The following is a 15,335-nucleotide window of genomic DNA, read 5'->3' as shown; positions in this document are numbered from 1 at the left end:
TTAAAATTGGGATTGTGTAACTTATGCTTCGATGCAAAGATAGGAAAGCTATTTTTCGTTAGTAAAACCACTTCGTTATAGAAATCGGGACGGATAAATTCTACGTTCGCGAAATAGCTGATTATAGTGATTTCCTTGGCCTTCTTTTTGCCTATTTTTGTTAAATATCAGAAATGCTATTATTCAGCTAAAATATTGAGCTGTGCTGCTCGCTGCGATGGTTTTCAATAGGTTTAGCCGACTTTGATGGATGTCTGATCGCTATTAAAAGAAATGAAGCTATATGTTTAGAAAAGTATTATTCCTGTGCTGTATCCTATACAGTTGTTTTGTGAACCGAAGCATGGCGCAGCCAGCGGGCGAACGGCCGGTGTATACATCCAAGTGGGGTTATCTCTATCGGGAGGCTGGGGAGAACAATGATCCTTTGGGGATATTTGCCACCGAAGCGCCGATTTACCTGCTCGACTCGACCAATAGGCAGTATAAGGTGCAGGTCAGCAATGGCGATATCGGCTTTATCGACCGGCAGCCGCTAAAGACATTTATGGACGGGAAAAAATCTGCGGACGAACCTGCACAGTATTTTTATCGCGGTGTTGAAGGTCATCAGTGTCCGCATTATTATGTACAGGTATCCGAACTGCGTGTCCGTAAGGCGCCGACAACGGCTAGCGCCGCTGTGCGCCGAGCACCGCTTAATGAGTTGCTGTGCATTGATTATGTGCCTTTATATACCGACGGCTGGGTGTATATCGGCGATCATTTTCATGAGAACCCTGAGTATGTGCAATTGAAATTTTTAGGTTCCGCTCTGACTTACGATAAAGTCCTGCAGGATTATTTAGCGGTAAAAGGTAAGGATCAAGAAAAAGAACTGGTTCAGGTGGGAAGATTGCGGGAGCTGGCCTGGCGGGAAGAGAAAAACTTAAAACAGGCCTTTTCCTATTGGAAGGAATCTTATGCCGCCTATGGGGTGAATAATCCGAAAGTCGATATTGATTTTGAATTGCTGCTGGCCAGCAAGCTGGATAAAAAGCCGGATTTTGAGGCGTATGAAAAAAAGATGAGGGCGTTGAACCTGCATTTTATCTGGAAAGGGGTATCGCTCATGGACGGAGAGATCAAGGATGCGCAGATGAATCAATTAAAGATGCAACGTGTTGCCGAGATACCCAATATGCCCGAATGTGGCTGGGAACCGCGATACTATTATAAAACCCCGAATATGATCGTGGCATTTGAAGAGAATTACAAAAAGAAGGTTGTTGGAACGGTCTATAAGCTATATTTTACGGATGGTGAGATCTTGGTGATAGGCCATGAACGTATGGATGCCAATTACACTGAAAGAGATTTTATCAATCATTTTGGTGATATGGTCTCCGCAAATATGATCGAGGCACCCCATGTGTACCGTCTTCAGAATGGCGATGCAGGGCAACTGATCATCACTTTCAAAGATGGTAAACTGTATAGCTACGATTGTATGTACTATTGTTAATCGCAGCATAGGGGACTAAAGAAATAAATGGATTACTAAAGGATTTCCTATTTTTAAGGATAGCATAAACAAACAAGGACCTATATTGAGCAGGTCCTTGTTTGTTTCTATTATTTCTATTGCTAGATGACTTCCATTTCAAAAAGTCTGGCGATGTGTCCGCGAAGTTTTTCCTTCACGTCATCCATATCGACTTCCTGACCAAGTTCCCGTTTCAATGAGGTCACGTCTTTATCGTCGATACCACAGGGGATAATATTGTTGAAATAGTCCAGATCTGTATTGACGTTAAAGGCGAAGCCATGCATGGTGACCCAGCGTGAGGCGCGTACGCCCATCGCGCAGATCTTGCGGGCCGTGGGCTTGTCCGGTTCGATCCAGACGCCTGTAAATCCAGGATATCGTCCTGCTGAAACACCGTAATCGGCGCAGGTCAGGATAATGGCTTCTTCCAATGTCCTTAAATAAAGGTGAATATCGGTAAAGAAGTTGTCGAGATCCAGAATCGGATAGCCTACAATCTGACCCGGTCCATGGTAGGTGATATCACCACCGCGGTTGATCTTATAGAACTTCGCTTCTTTTTCTTCCAGGCCTTTCTCATCCAGGAGCAGGTATTCTTCGTGCCCGCTTTTTCCTAAGGTGTAGACATGGGGGTGGGCTGTGAAGATCAGGTAGTTTGGTGTGTCTGTCGTCGTCGCATTGACCCGATTGTCGTGTTTGATATCCAATACGCCCTTGAAGATGGACTCTTGTCTATCCCAGGCTTCCTGATAGTCTACAAGTCCCCAGTCTTGGAACTGCACCACTTTATTCATTGCTTATCTTTTTAAGAAGACGGATCGTCGGTAACGATCCGCCATCATGTTAGTCAAATTAATACAACAAATTGTTGTACGGGTAACGTTCATTATGCATCTTCACGATGATATCGTAAAGGGTTTGCTTGAACTCTTCGATATTTGTCTTGTTTGTTGCAGATAGGAAGATCGCCGGATCGGAATTTTTCGCCATCCATGAATTGCGGAAATCGTCCAATGTAACCTCCACCTCTTCACCGTCCTGTCCTTCTTCAACTGCCGGTTTGTACAAGTCTATCTTGTTGAACACGGTGATCACGGGCTTATCCAGCGCTTTCAGGTCTTTCAATGTCTCATTTACGGCCTGGATGTGATCTTCAAAGTTAGGGTGTGAGATATCCACCACGTGGATCAGCACATCTGCCTCTCTGACCTCATCCAAGGTAGATTTGAAACATTCCACCAGATGATGCGGTAATTTGCGGATAAATCCTACCGTGTCGGACAACAGGAAGGGAAGATTATCGATAACAACCTTGCGTACTGTTGTGTCAAGCGTTGCGAAGAGCTTGTTTTCGATCAACACGTCAGATTTGGAGATCATGTTCATGATCGTTGATTTACCGACGTTTGTATAGCCTACCAGCGCTACGCGGATCATCTCGCCACGGTTTTTGCGCTGGGTTTCATTCTGCTTGTCGATCGCGCGCAGTCTTTCCTTGAACAATGAAATTTTGTCCAGGATAATCCGTCTATCGGTTTCGATCTGCGATTCACCGGGACCACGCATACCGATCCCCCCACGCTGACGCTCCAAGTGGGTCCACAGGCGGGTCAATCGGGGTAACAGGTATTGCAGCTGCGCCAGTTCGACCTGGGTTTTTGCCTGTGCAGTTTTTGCATGTCGGGCAAAGATATCCAGGATCAGATTGGAACGGTCCAAAATCTTGCGTTTGAGTTCTTTCTCGATGTTGCGCAATTGGGAAGGGGACAACTCATCGTCAAAGACAACAATGTCAATCTCTTCAGCTTCGACATAGGCTTTGATCTCTTCAAGTTTTCCACTGCCGACAAATGTCGCTCTATCCGGAAAAGCTAATTTCTGTGTAAACATGCCTTTGGTCTCGCCACCGGCTGTCTGTACAAGAAATTCAAGTTCTTCCAGATATTCCTTTGCTTTTGCCTCAGTCACGCCCTGCGTGATCACACTGACCAAGACGGCTGTTTCGGGTTTTATTGCTGTATCGTGTATTTTAATTCTGGCCATTTTGTCCTATTAAGTATATTAAGTGAAGTAGGTAGGTCACTAAGCCGCACACTGCGATCTATTGCCTATATCTTGTTATACGTTCACTTTTAATTATTGTTTTGAAAAGGTAAATTTAAGAATTTATGCGTTTGTACACCAAACAAGATGGGCACCTAAATAGGACATAATTCTTCATTAACCAATAAGTCTCTTGTGATTTGCTTACCAGGGCAACTCAAAATAAGTAAGCGGTCGGTCGCCATCTTTTGCCTAGTAAAAGAAGGGGATATTTTCTATATCATGTTCATAATGATGCAAAAATAAATAATTTTGATTTTATATACAAGCGAATTGATGATAGATAGTCTATTAGCTGGCGGCGGCGATCTTTTTCTTGATTTTGATAAACAGGTTTCACTGGTAACGGCATGTCTTCGAACTGATTTATCCTAGTTTGTTGAAGCGTTTTCGAACAGCATTGAATGGACTCCTGAATAAAACAAGTGATGGAGGGGGGGGGGAAGCTTGTTAATGGCCGGCTGGCCGATGATCAGGAGATTTTGTCCCAGGCAATGCCATCTGATTTCCGGGCCAAAAAACTCCGGAGCAAGTAGTTTTTTTCGCTTTGCAGCATAGGGTCTTCTTTGAATAGGGCAATGACGGTGTTTCTGCATTCGGTCAATAAGGCCTGGTCTGTCGCCAGATTGGCCATCTTAAGGTCGAGCACGCCGGACTGTTGTGTACCGGAAATGTCGCCGGGGCCACGTAGCTGTAAGTCAACTTCGGCAATCTCAAAACCATCATTGGTCCGCACCATGGTGTCCAATCGGAGACGCCCTTCTTTGCTGAGCTTATTTCCTGACATCAAGATACAAAAGGACTGTTCGGCGCCACGGCCCACGCGTCCCCGCAATTGATGAAGCTGGGAGAGACCAAACCGTTCGGAGTTTTCAATGACCATAACCGAGGCATTGGGCACATTGACCCCAACTTCAATTACCGTTGTTGCCACCATGATCTGCGTCTCGTGTTTCACAAAACGTTGCATCTCAAAATCCTTATCTTTCACAGGCATTTTGCCGTGTACAATACTGATCTTATACTGCGGAAGAGGGAATTCGCGCTGCAGATTCTCCAGGCCGGCCTCCAAATAGATCAGATCGAGTTTTTCACTTTCTTTGATCAAAGGATAGACCACATAGACCTGTCTGCCTTTGGCGATTTCTTCACGCATGAAGCCAAACATCCGCAGGCGGGAGCTCTCAAAGAAATGGACGGTTTTAATAGGCTTACGTCCGGCCGGAAGCTCGTCGATCACCGAAATATCGAGGTCACCATACATGGTCATCGCCAAGGTTCGGGGAATGGGCGTAGCTGTCATCACCAGCATATGTGGTGGAATAACATTCTTGCGCCAGAGCTTGGCCCGTTGTTCCACACCAAAACGGTGTTGTTCATCGATCACGGCGAAGCCGAGATTTTTAAATTGAACCTTATCCTCAATGAGTGCATGGGTACCGATCAGGATATCAAGTGTCCCCTCTTCGAGGGCCTGATGGATCAACCGGCGTTCTTTTGTGCTGGTTGAGCCGGTAAGCAGCTTGATGCTGACGAGATCATCGCCGACGAGCTGTTTGAGCCCCTGGTAGTGCTGTGTAGCCAGGATCTCTGTCGGCGCCATCATACAGGCCTGAAAACCATTGTCAACGGCGAGCAGCATGCTCATCAGGGCAACCACGGTTTTGCCGGAGCCTACATCGCCCTGCACCAGACGGTTCATCTGCGCGCCGGTATTGGTATCGATACGGATTTCTTTAATAACGCGTTTCTGTGCTCCGGTCAATGGAAATGGAAGACGTTCGGTAAAAAAAGTGTTGAACTTTTCACCTACTTTGTTGAAGCGTTGCCCCCTGAATTTCTGTGTGTTCAGCTGCTTATTGTTGAGCAGTTTGAGCTGGATGAAAAACAGTTCTTCAAATTTGATCCGCTTGATCGCCTGGTTCAATTCCTTTTGGTTGCTCGGGAAATGAATGGCGGCCAAAGCCTGCTGGTGAGAAACCAGCTGATGTTTTGCGATTATTTCCTGGGGGATCGTCTCACCTATACTCCGAAACACGGTTTCCAATGCGGTCTGCTGCAGGCGCTGGATGCCCTTGGTGTCCAAATTGAATTTTTTGAGTTTTTCCGTGGAGGAATAGACCGGCTGTAGGCTCATGTTGCCCGCTTGCTTGACCTGCGGATTGTAGAGGTCCATTTCAGGATGGGTGATGGATAGCTGTCCATTAAATTCACTGGGTTTGCCGTAAATGATATAGGCCGAGCCTACTTTCAAAGACTTTTGGAGCCAGGGAATAGACTGGAACCAGACGAGCTCCATGGAACCTGTTTCGTCCTTGAATGAGCCGACGAGGCGTTTGGTCCTTTTTTCACCCACGAGTTGCAGTGAAACCAGGCGCCCCAGTACCTGCGCCGCCATCATATCGGGATGCAGCTTTCGGATCTTGTGGAATTCTGTACGGTCGATATAACGGAAAGGGTATTGGGTCAACAGATCTCCAATGGTAAATACCTGTAACTCTTTTTTGAGTACATCTGCCTTTTGGGGACCTACACCTTTGAGGTATTCTATCGGGGTAATTAAACTTAATTCAGCCATTCTTCTCGAATGGCTAAAATACGAAAAATTTAATTTTTACGATTTATATACTTCTATATATGGCTTGCCATCCCTGCATTGAACTGGTCTTGCGCTATTTGGACAGTCGCCTTGACAGCTTGTTTTTTCCAAACTGAGTTTTCTTTCGGTGAGTCGATTGTATAGTTGGATTTTTTCTATCATCTCTGCTGATCGGATGGTTTTGTGTACTGCGATTGCTTCCATACAACATCCTGTTCGCAAAAAATGACTTTGCCAATCGTTTGGATTATCGCAGGTAATGTCTTTATAGAATTCTTGAAGCTCTTTGTATCTTTTGGGCAATTCCACGTTTACTTCTTCGAGGGAAAGATTATCTGCAAAGCGGAGTTTGGGTTTTCCGTTGTCACAGATTTTTCCTACGGGAGGATTGGGGATCGGCATGCTCAGAAGCTGTGTCTCATAAGGAATCTTACCTTCACGTTCAGCGGCTTTATAACGCTCGTCCTGAAGATGATCCAATTCCTGTTTTAATTTTTCGAATTGGCTCTTCAGTGAGGAATGTACTAGGTAATAGGTATAGTAGGGCTGTTGTATTATTTCAAACTCCTCAATATTTGTGCAGGGAACAGACTGGAGCAGCGTAGTGAGTTCCTCAGTTTTTTCAATCACTTGTTCGTCCCAGTATTCAAACGATTTAAAATTGTCTTTTGAACAGGCTAGGAATAATAAAAATCCTATAATAGGAAGCGTAAATATTATTTTTTTCATTTGTCTATAATTTGGTGCGGTTCAATTTTTGTGGCTTTCTGGAGGATGCATGGATCAGTTTTGAAGCCATGATATTTGCGATTTTAGGGGTTTTGGTATAGAATAGAGGCTTTCCCTTCCTTACAGATAACTTCAAGAGGTTTCTGATAGGGCATACAGTTGATCCTTGGCGCTATCATGGGCTGGTATATTTTCATCAGTTTATTATAATCATGGACCATATTCTGCAAGCTGGTCTTATCTACTGAACGGTGGTAAGGAATGTAACTAGTGCCACATACGGTCTGGATATCCATCATTTCCCATTCTGAGGTGTCGGAACAGTTTTTTGGGCTCGCGAATGCAACGATTTTACTGAACTTTTCAGCTGAAAGTGCTTCCAATTCCTTTTCGGTTTTTCCTTTATAGAGATTGTCAAGATGGGATTCGGATTTACAGACAACAAATAGCATAATGCATGCGAGCATGGTTGTTAAGCCTAGTGTTGACAAACTTTTCATAATTGCACATTTGGTTTGTTTTATTGAACGGTCAATCTGTACTGTTTGCTACAGTGACAATTGAAAATTTCTCGGGACTGCGATATTTTAAAACTAGGTTTTATTGACAGATGGTGAGGGGGCGGAAGGTGAAAACATGAACGGTACGCAAAAAAAAAGCGGCTTAACCTTATGATTAAGCCGCTGTGGTATAGCTGGGAATTCTACTTAGAAATTTCCTTTAGCAACATCCCACCATAGACGGGTTCCGCCATTGTCGGGGCCGCCTAAAAGTGATATCGCGTTTTGTACTTCAGCTTGGTTTGTATTGTATTCGTTTTGTGGGAACGGCAATCGACGTATCTGTATTTTGGTGTCGATGAGCCCACCGCTGTTGTTGACAACTACCGGGAATAAACGTGGATATCCGGTACGGCGGAATTCACTCCATGCCTCCTGTCCTTCAGGGAAGATGGCCAGCCATTTTTGTGTAATGATGCGTTCTAGTTTTTCCTCATTGGTTGCACCTTCGTTCCACTTGATCGTTAATGAACTTGGTGATTTTGCATTATTGTCTGCATTGAATGGATCGACATAGTCGGCCGCTTTGCTTGTATTGTCGTTTAAGTAAGTATTCGCGGCTGAGGAAACTCCCCACTGTGCGAATGAAGTCTCCACGCCCTTCTCATACAATGCCTGCGCTGTTCCGCCGGCATTGTTCCAGCCTCTTAAGGCTGCTTCGGCGCGTAAAAAGTAAACTTCTGCTGCTGTCATCAGGACCGGTGCTGTACTCGCGGTGAAGGTCGGTGTGGTACCTTCTGTATTCAATGTTGAAAGTTTTTGGTATTTGTCTTTTTCAATACCCTCTGCACCGGTACGAATACCGATGTATTGACCTGCCACTGCTTTCAACGTCGGATCATTTGAAACGGGAGACATATATTTCGAGATCCGAGGATCTTTCAGTCCGACCATGTAAGATGAAAGTGTTGCATTGATACGTGTATCGGCCCAGTTTTTGGCAATAAACCAAAGTGGATTGCTATAGGTCCCATCGGTAGGTACGGTAACTTTGAAATTATCGGAATTGCTTTCCAGAACACCACCATTGGCTGGATCCAATGCCTTTTCAGCTTGTGCTTTTGCGAGCTGAGGGGCAACTTTAACCAGGCGCATTGCCAGGCGTAAACGCAGAGAGTTGGCAATTTTTAACCAATTTTTAAATCTTACCTGATTATCTGTATTTGGGAAAACCAAATCAATCTGGTCGATTTTTGCAGCCATTGGGCTATCTGCTTTATAAGCCTTCAGTACAGTTACCGCTTCATCAAGTTCTTTGAAAAAGCTGTTGTACACATCCGACTGTTTATCGTAAGGAATTGTATTGGATGTGCCCACCTGACTGTAAGGGATAGGGCCATAGATATCAGTAACGCGGCTTGCAGCCTCCACTTTGATGACCAGCGCTGATCCCCATAATGCCGGATAAGTTTCTGCAAGACCATTTTTTTTCAATTTGTCTATCGCCTTGATAACATTGAGGTATAACACTTGGAAAGATTCGCCGTTCCAACCATTTACCATGGCATAATTGAGGTTGTTCTGGCCGCTATTGAACGGCGTTGGGGACATAAAGAAGCCTGAATAAACATCCGCATTCAGATTCTGTTGCACCTGGTATGAGTTTGGATCGCCAGCACCTGAAAAGTTATAAATGGACATTTGAGCGTTGCGAAGGAAAATGACAAGATCTTGTCCGTCTCCTTTTAAGTCCTCATCTGTAACACCGATGTTGTTTTTGTTGTACTCTTCAAAGTTTTTGGTACAGCTTGTCAAGGTGCTACCCACAACCAAAAGTGCAAGAGAGAACTTGGATATATTTTTTATTGTAAATTTCATTGTATTTCTGTTAGAACGTTGCGTTTAATGTTAGACCATAATTACGTGTTGCTGGCATCATAAAGATATCAACACCGCTTAGTGCGTTGCCGGTAGACATGGTCACTTCGGGATCGAAAGGTGCTTTTTTCGAGATATAGAATAGGTTTCTTCCCACAGCATTGACACGCAGTTTTTTGAAGAAGCTATCTTTAATGTTAAAATCATAACCAAAGGTAAGTTCACGCAGTCTCACCACCGTTCCGTCATAGATATATTGACTGCTCACAGGTCCCATACCAGCAGTTGATGTGTACCATTGCTCCGCATCCACTTTAGTGACCGCTTTGCCATCTGGCGTGACACCATTGACAATCACACCACCATTGGCCCGGGCATCGCCAGTTACTTTCGATACGCCATAACCGTCGAGTAAAGATTGTGTCACTGACATCACTTCATAGTTGAACTTGCCGTCGATGAGGAAACTTAAATTGAAGTTTTTGTAGTTAAAACTGTTGTTCCAGCCCATTTGCCAAATTGGATTGGAATTTCCAAGCTTGGTATAGACGTTTGTTTTTTGTGGAATTCCGTCCTCAGAAATTAAGATACGGCCCTGATCATCGCGGACAAAATCCTGTCCGTAGATGTCACCAAAAGATCCCCCAACTTCCAGTTTAGAAGCAAAGTTATTTCTACCTTCTCCGGTCAGGTTAAATTCAGGTACTGCATCTGCAAGTTCGATAATCTTGTTTTTGTTGTAGGTGAAGTTGACGCTTGTGGTCCATGTAAAATTATCATTCTTGATGGCATCCAATGAAACCAAGGCTTCGACCCCCTGATTTTGAATATTTCCGGCGTTGATCGCATATTGTTTGTTCAATGAAGCGTGGCTAGCGGCTACCTTAAAGAACTGATTTGTTGTATTGGTTTTGTAGTAGGTCAGGTCGACATTCAAACGACTATCCCACATACGCCATTCCGTACCGATTTCCAATGATTTGGTCTTTTCCGGTTTTAAAGTTTTCAGGAAAGCAATATCATTAACCGTTAACACTGCATAAGGATTCACTGTATTTGTCAATAGACTCGTATAAGGTGGAAGGTCGTTCCCCACTACAGCGTAAGAACCGCGAATCTTGGCCATATTGACAAATTCAGGTAGGTTGAGCTTGTCATTCAGTACAATTCCCAGACCCGCAGAAGGATAGAAGAAGGATTTTGTACCTGTAAATGCAAGTGTACTCGACCAGTCGTTACGAGCCGTCAGGTCCAAATAGATCCAATTATCATATGCTAAATTGGCCGAGGCAAATACCGATTGTAATTGTCTGCGGTTGGCAGATAAGGTGGAAGTGACAGGAGTGGTTGTATTTTGGATAAAGAATTGATTTGGAACCTTTAGACCATCTTTTCCGGTGGTGAAATCAGTACCTTCTGTTTTCCAGTCTGTGATACTCGTACCGACCAATCCTGTAATCTGCAGCTTGTCTCCTGCGTTAAAGTTCATGTTGGCAACCACATCACCATATTGTTGTGTAATGGTGGTATTGGTGTAGCTGTACGCTCCATTCTCGCGGGCAAGAATTTTCTGCGTACCTGCATAAGCTTTTCGGTCCCAAACCTCACTCGTCCGGTCTACGCTACCGCGTGCCTGCACGCTGATCCATGGTGCGATTTTATATTTTGCGCTTCCGTTCAACAATAAGCGGTTTCTGGTTGATCGTGTCGAGTTCCGGTTTGCAATCCACCATGGATTTTGTTGTGTGGTTTCATCATCCGAAAGCGTAAACCAATTCTGCTCGTTGAGGCTGCGATTTGGATTAAATTTTTCGTAGTTCTTATAATCCGCAATATTCAGACTTCGGGGTAAAAGATAAAGACCTACTAAAGGACTATAATAGAATCCGGATGTAGGCGCATTGTCCAATTTTTGTGTAATGTAGTTTGCACTTCCTTCGACCGTTAATTTATCATCAAAGAATGTTGCACTTTCTTTGAGATTGAAGTTATGCCGCATCAGGTCATTTTCTGGAAGTATTCCTTTTGCAAGGGTATTGGCATAAGAAAAGTAGGTTTGATTTTTCTCATTACCGCCGGAGAGTGTCAGTGAATTTGTAAAATTACTTCCCGTACGGAAAAATTCGCCAACATTGTCGTAGTTTGCGCCATTGGTTTTATCACCCCAGCTAAACACGCTTGTGTTACTGTTTTTGCCTTTTGAGCCTTGGCCATATTGGTTCTGGAACTTCGGTGTCGATACTGCTTGTTCGATTTGGGCACTGGATGAAAAGTTGATGGTCGTACGTCCTTGCTTCCCCGATTTGGTGGTGATCAAAATCACACCGTTTGCGGCCTGACTACCATATAATGCTGCTGCGGAAGCTCCTTTTAGTACGGAGATATTTTCTACGTCCTCCGGATTGATCAGTGATATCGGGTCACCACCATCGCGCTGGCCACCGAAAACATTATCTGGTTGACCGGCTAAGGTTTGGTTATTGATCGGGACACCGTCGACCACATATAATACCTGGTTGTTACCGGAAGCGGACTTATTACCACGTAAAACGACTTTTGCGGAACCACCAGGACCGGAGGAACTGGAAGCAATATTGACCCCGGCTACTTTACCGTTCAGGTTATTGGCCAAATTGGTACTTTTTACCTTGTTCAGTTCATCTCCATTGACCTGTTGTGTCGAATAGGTAAGCGATTTCTGTGCGCGGCTGATACCGAGTGCCGTGACAACAACACTCTCAAGTTGTTGTGTCTGTTCATCGAGACTTATCGTCACGGTGGTTTCGCCGGGTCCAAGTGTAACGGTTTTATTTTCGTAGCCAATCGTACTGATATTCAGGACACGATTTTTGTCGTCTACATTGATCTGAAATGTTCCCTTACTGTCTGTGGAGCTTGCGGTCGAGGTACCCAATACTTTAATGGTGGCGCCGACGAGTGGAGTTTTTGTTTTTGCATCAACAACAGTTCCTTTCACCTGGTTGCTCTGTGCGTGGAGTAAAGATGCTGAAAAAAGCATTGTTGGAACAATACTCAACATCCTTAATGTAGTGTATAATTTGTTATTCATCTAGTATAAGAGTTATATTCAGTTTTTTATATACCTCTTTTCACAATAGCAGTCTTTTGCCTTGGTAATGGGCTAATTCCATTTAGCATGTGGTTAGTGAAAATGGGATTGAACTTGCCAGGAGAGCAAAATAAATGATTATCGGATGTTATTCAATACCCTATATATGATGGGAGGAGAGGGACATGTGAATTCCCTTAATTAATACTAATTTACTACTGTTGATTAAAAATCAAAAATTTTAAGAAACAAAATTGATACAAATGCTGGATTTGTGCCGCTAACTACTTGATTGTTAGCTGTGTGTTGTTTTGTAATTTTTTGCGTTATGTCAAAAATGTATCTTTTGGGGTATATTTAATGCCGGAAAGCTTCAACATTTTATTGTTGAAGCTTTCCGGTATTAAATAAAGTATGAGGAGTTTTTTAAAAATTACTATTTCGCTGCTTACTTTTTCAGATGAATCGTTGGTTTGCCGTTCTCGCAGGTAATGGATTGGACTGCTGGAGAAGGGGTGAATTTGCAATCTGGTTTTTCAAAGCTGCTTAAAGCGATCTTTAACACATTGTAGCGCCCAACAGTTTTCTTGATTTCGGTATAGTCTTTATCTCTTTGGTAAAGTAATAGGGATTCATCACAGCCTTCGAAAATCCGGGTTGCTGACCATTGCTCATTACCTGTACAAGTCAGTTTATTTTTGTAAGCGTCGATTTTATCTTTAAGGGCAGGTAGCATTTCTTTATACTCTGTCGGACTAATATCTTGTAGGTAAATCAATTTTGGGTGTTGGTTTTCAAGAACCATACGAATGGGAGAATCATTATACCAATAATTGTCATCGCAAGGTTCATAAATAACACCTTCCTTAATCCCAGCATCTATTTCATTTTTGGAGAGGTCTCTGTATTCTTGCCATAGCCTGTTAAAATCTTGTTCCATCGATTTGTGCATAGGAAAATAGCTCATTCCACACCAGTAGTGGTTCGCTTCTTTTACGTACCAGTCATCAATATTTGTTGCTGTTTTAGAATTGATTAGGAGCTGGATTTCCTCCATTTTTTTAGCCCTTAATTCCCCCCAATGATCCGATGAGAGACTTTCTTTTTTACAGGAAACAAAAATTAGGCATAAAAAAAATAGGCCGTATATTACATGATGTCTCATAATTTGTATTTAATTTATTGGTTATTTACACCATAAATACGCATATCCTATCTGCTTCGCTACATCCTAATCTAATTTTTCTTAATCTGCCGCAAATTGCTGCTGTTGAATAGAACAATCGCCAATAGTATAATACCATAAGCTACGTACTTGACAAAGGGGACTGATTCCTGAAAATAGGTCGCCGCCAGCGTGAAGGCAATGATTGGATTGATGTATAACAATACGCCTGCTGTTGTTGAGGAAATTCCGGTTAGCGCATACATGCTCAAGAAAAGCGGGATAATAGTGAATACAACAGCGATCAGTAAAATTGTACCCCAGAAGATGGGAGCGGTAGGAATATCATGGTGGTTATAGATCAGTTTGGGAATGACAAATAGGGCGCAGATGCTCAGTTGGACAACTAATTGGTTGAGTTTGTTAAAGCCGGTCGAGATGCGCTGTACGATAAGGTAGAAGGCATAAAAGGTTGCAATGGTTGCGGCCCACAAAACATCATTCAATGAACCCTTGGCCAATAGACAAACACTGCCAAATGCGATGAGTAACGCCACCTTCTGAATGGGGCGCAATGCTTCTTTTAAGATAAAGTAGGCTGCTGCTGCAGTGATCAATGGACAGGTCAGGTAGGCCAGTGCCGCAGATTGGATACTGATATGATTGACGGCATAGATATACGTAAACCAATTGCCGAAAATCAGCAGGGAAGCGAGTATAGTAAGGCCGCTCTGCCGAATCTTATGGTTTCGGGGGAGGTTTCTGAATTTTTCGAGGTCTGAACGCAGAGTCTTTCTTTGGAATAACAAGAGGTAGAGCCAGAGCACAGCTAAAGCCGTTATTATCCTGAAATATAGAATATCCTCGGCGGGATATTCCCGTATCCAGCGAACCGAAATGGACATGAACCCCCAGATAAAAGGTGCCAAAAAAGCCGCGAAAAGATATTTTCCGCGGCTTACAGTTTCGTTATTATTTTCCACGGATTAATCTTTCCAGGCAATGACCGAAATTTCGACATTGACGTTTTTTGGTAATGTTTTCACGGCCACACACTCACGTGCCGGTTGTGCCTCCTTGAAATATTCGGCATACACATCATTAACAAGGCTAAAATTGCCCATGTCACTTAAAAAAATTGAGGCTTTGACAACATCCTGAAATGTATAGCCTGCATGTGTTAAGATGGCCTCCACATTTTTCAACACTTGGTGTGCTTCATCTTTTACACCTGAAGATATCAGTTCCATGGTCTCTGGTATAAGTGGAATCTGACCCGATACATAAAGGGTATTTCCTGCTTTGATAGCTTGATTATAGGGTCCGATCGCTGCAGGAGCTTTGTCTGTATTTAAGATCTCTTTTTTTGACATGATGCTTGTTTAGGATGAAAAAAATATTTTATAGATCAGCCCCAATAAAAAGACAATAATAGCCGTTGCATTAATGATATGCATGGCTCTGATACTGCCATTGCTGGGCCGGTCAGCGTTGCGCTTTCTGAAAAAGTACATGGAACTAAGTTACGACAGTAAATTAAAAAGTTAAAATTAAAAACGCAAAAACTTTGGGATAGGGCGAATACAAATCCTAACTTTAGGATCAGGAGCCTACTGTGTAAATTTTTACGGCTGAAAAATACAGGGAAACCGGAAGAAGGTATGGTAGGGGCTAAGGAAGAATTGTTGCGGCGATGTCTTAAGCTCTTCGAGCGGATAATAAGTCGATATTCTGACCCCGATATGTTTGCAAGTTGAAGCGTC

The 15,335-nt window shown here is 43.4% G+C and carries 12 protein-coding genes; 1 reads left to right on the top strand and 11 read right to left on the bottom strand.

Features of this window, described 5'->3' with window-relative positions:
• Window positions 1–283: 283 nt before the first annotated feature.
• Window positions 284–1,504, top strand: coding sequence for a hypothetical protein (locus tag ACK8HY_RS12650; RefSeq protein ID WP_139351173.1), 1,221 nt, complete (start codon window positions 284–286; stop codon window positions 1,502–1,504).
• 122 nt (window positions 1,505–1,626) lie between these two features.
• Here the strand turns inward: ACK8HY_RS12650 and lipB are convergent, their stop codons facing one another.
• From lipB to ACK8HY_RS12595, 11 genes are all read right to left on the bottom strand, one after another.
• On the bottom strand, window positions 1,627–2,322 hold the full coding sequence (gene lipB, locus ACK8HY_RS12645; RefSeq protein WP_077437191.1) for a lipoyl(octanoyl) transferase LipB: 696 nt from the start codon (window positions 2,320–2,322) through the stop codon (window positions 1,627–1,629).
• A gap of 58 nt (window positions 2,323–2,380) precedes the next feature.
• Entirely contained in the window at window positions 2,381–3,571 is a 1,191-nt protein-coding gene (hflX, locus tag ACK8HY_RS12640) for a GTPase HflX (protein WP_077437190.1), read from the bottom strand.
• Between the two features lie 532 nt (window positions 3,572–4,103).
• Window positions 4,104–6,209 carry an ATP-dependent DNA helicase RecG gene (gene recG, locus ACK8HY_RS12635; protein WP_416133793.1) on the bottom strand — a complete coding sequence of 702 codons (2,106 nt, stop codon included), beginning with the start codon at window positions 6,207–6,209 and terminating at the stop codon, window positions 4,104–4,106.
• Between the two features lie 36 nt (window positions 6,210–6,245).
• Window positions 6,246–6,959, bottom strand: a complete 714-nt coding sequence (locus tag ACK8HY_RS12630) for a hypothetical protein (RefSeq protein ID WP_077437188.1) — start codon at window positions 6,957–6,959, stop codon at window positions 6,246–6,248.
• Window positions 6,960–7,042: 83 nt separating this feature from the next.
• Complete coding sequence (locus ACK8HY_RS12625) at window positions 7,043–7,459, bottom strand: hypothetical protein (protein ID WP_139351172.1); 417 nt, start codon at window positions 7,457–7,459, stop codon at window positions 7,043–7,045.
• Window positions 7,460–7,666: 207 nt separating this feature from the next.
• The gene (locus tag ACK8HY_RS12620; RefSeq protein ID WP_077437186.1) at window positions 7,667–9,337 is read right to left on the bottom strand and encodes a RagB/SusD family nutrient uptake outer membrane protein; all 1,671 of its coding nucleotides are present in this window, start codon (window positions 9,335–9,337) and stop codon (window positions 7,667–7,669) included.
• 10 nt (window positions 9,338–9,347) lie between these two features.
• The gene (locus ACK8HY_RS12615) at window positions 9,348–12,407 is read right to left on the bottom strand and encodes a SusC/RagA family TonB-linked outer membrane protein (protein WP_077437185.1); all 3,060 of its coding nucleotides are present in this window, start codon (window positions 12,405–12,407) and stop codon (window positions 9,348–9,350) included.
• A 448-nt stretch (window positions 12,408–12,855) separates the two neighbouring features.
• The gene (locus ACK8HY_RS12610; protein WP_077437184.1) at window positions 12,856–13,464 is read right to left on the bottom strand and encodes a hypothetical protein; all 609 of its coding nucleotides are present in this window, start codon (window positions 13,462–13,464) and stop codon (window positions 12,856–12,858) included.
• Between the two features lie 179 nt (window positions 13,465–13,643).
• On the bottom strand, window positions 13,644–14,555 hold the full coding sequence (locus ACK8HY_RS12605; RefSeq protein ID WP_254846247.1) for an EamA family transporter: 912 nt from the start codon (window positions 14,553–14,555) through the stop codon (window positions 13,644–13,646).
• Between the two features lie 3 nt (window positions 14,556–14,558).
• Window positions 14,559–14,945: a RidA family protein gene (locus tag ACK8HY_RS12600; RefSeq protein ID WP_077437183.1), complete on the bottom strand. Its 387-nt coding sequence runs from the start codon at window positions 14,943–14,945 to the stop codon at window positions 14,559–14,561.
• A gap of 9 nt (window positions 14,946–14,954) precedes the next feature.
• The gene (locus ACK8HY_RS12595; RefSeq protein WP_317041807.1) at window positions 14,955–15,086 is read right to left on the bottom strand and encodes a DUF6728 family protein; all 132 of its coding nucleotides are present in this window, start codon (window positions 15,084–15,086) and stop codon (window positions 14,955–14,957) included.
• Window positions 15,087–15,335: the final 249 nt, after the last annotated feature.

Origin of the sequence: Sphingobacterium sp. NGMCC 1.201703, from assembly GCF_047784615.1 — a bacterium.
Lineage (GTDB): Bacteria > Bacteroidota > Bacteroidia > Sphingobacteriales > Sphingobacteriaceae > Sphingobacterium.
This window is presented reverse-complemented; position numbering and strand designations above follow the sequence as displayed.

What these genes read in the sequence shown, in the direction of transcription:
- ACK8HY_RS12650 (WP_139351173.1), top strand. Translation starts at nt 284, where the DNA reads ATGTTTAGAAAAGTATTATTCCTGTGCTGTATCCTATACAGTTGTTTT.
- lipB (WP_077437191.1), bottom strand. Translation starts at nt 2,322, where the DNA reads ATGAATAAAGTGGTGCAGTTCCAAGACTGGGGACTTGTAGACTATCAG.
- hflX (WP_077437190.1), bottom strand. Translation starts at nt 3,571, where the DNA reads ATGGCCAGAATTAAAATACACGATACAGCAATAAAACCCGAAACAGCC.
- recG (WP_416133793.1), bottom strand. Translation starts at nt 6,209, where the DNA reads ATGGCTGAATTAAGTTTAATTACCCCGATAGAATACCTCAAAGGTGTA.
- ACK8HY_RS12630 (WP_077437188.1), bottom strand. Translation starts at nt 6,959, where the DNA reads ATGAAAAAAATAATATTTACGCTTCCTATTATAGGATTTTTATTATTC.
- ACK8HY_RS12625 (WP_139351172.1), bottom strand. Translation starts at nt 7,459, where the DNA reads ATGAAAAGTTTGTCAACACTAGGCTTAACAACCATGCTCGCATGCATT.
- ACK8HY_RS12620 (WP_077437186.1), bottom strand. Translation starts at nt 9,337, where the DNA reads ATGAAATTTACAATAAAAAATATATCCAAGTTCTCTCTTGCACTTTTG.
- ACK8HY_RS12615 (WP_077437185.1), bottom strand. Translation starts at nt 12,407, where the DNA reads ATGAATAACAAATTATACACTACATTAAGGATGTTGAGTATTGTTCCA.
- ACK8HY_RS12610 (WP_077437184.1), bottom strand. Translation starts at nt 13,464, where the DNA reads ATGGAGGAAATCCAGCTCCTAATCAATTCTAAAACAGCAACAAATATT.
- ACK8HY_RS12600 (WP_077437183.1), bottom strand. Translation starts at nt 14,945, where the DNA reads ATGTCAAAAAAAGAGATCTTAAATACAGACAAAGCTCCTGCAGCGATC.
- ACK8HY_RS12595 (WP_317041807.1), bottom strand. Translation starts at nt 15,086, where the DNA reads ATGTACTTTTTCAGAAAGCGCAACGCTGACCGGCCCAGCAATGGCAGT.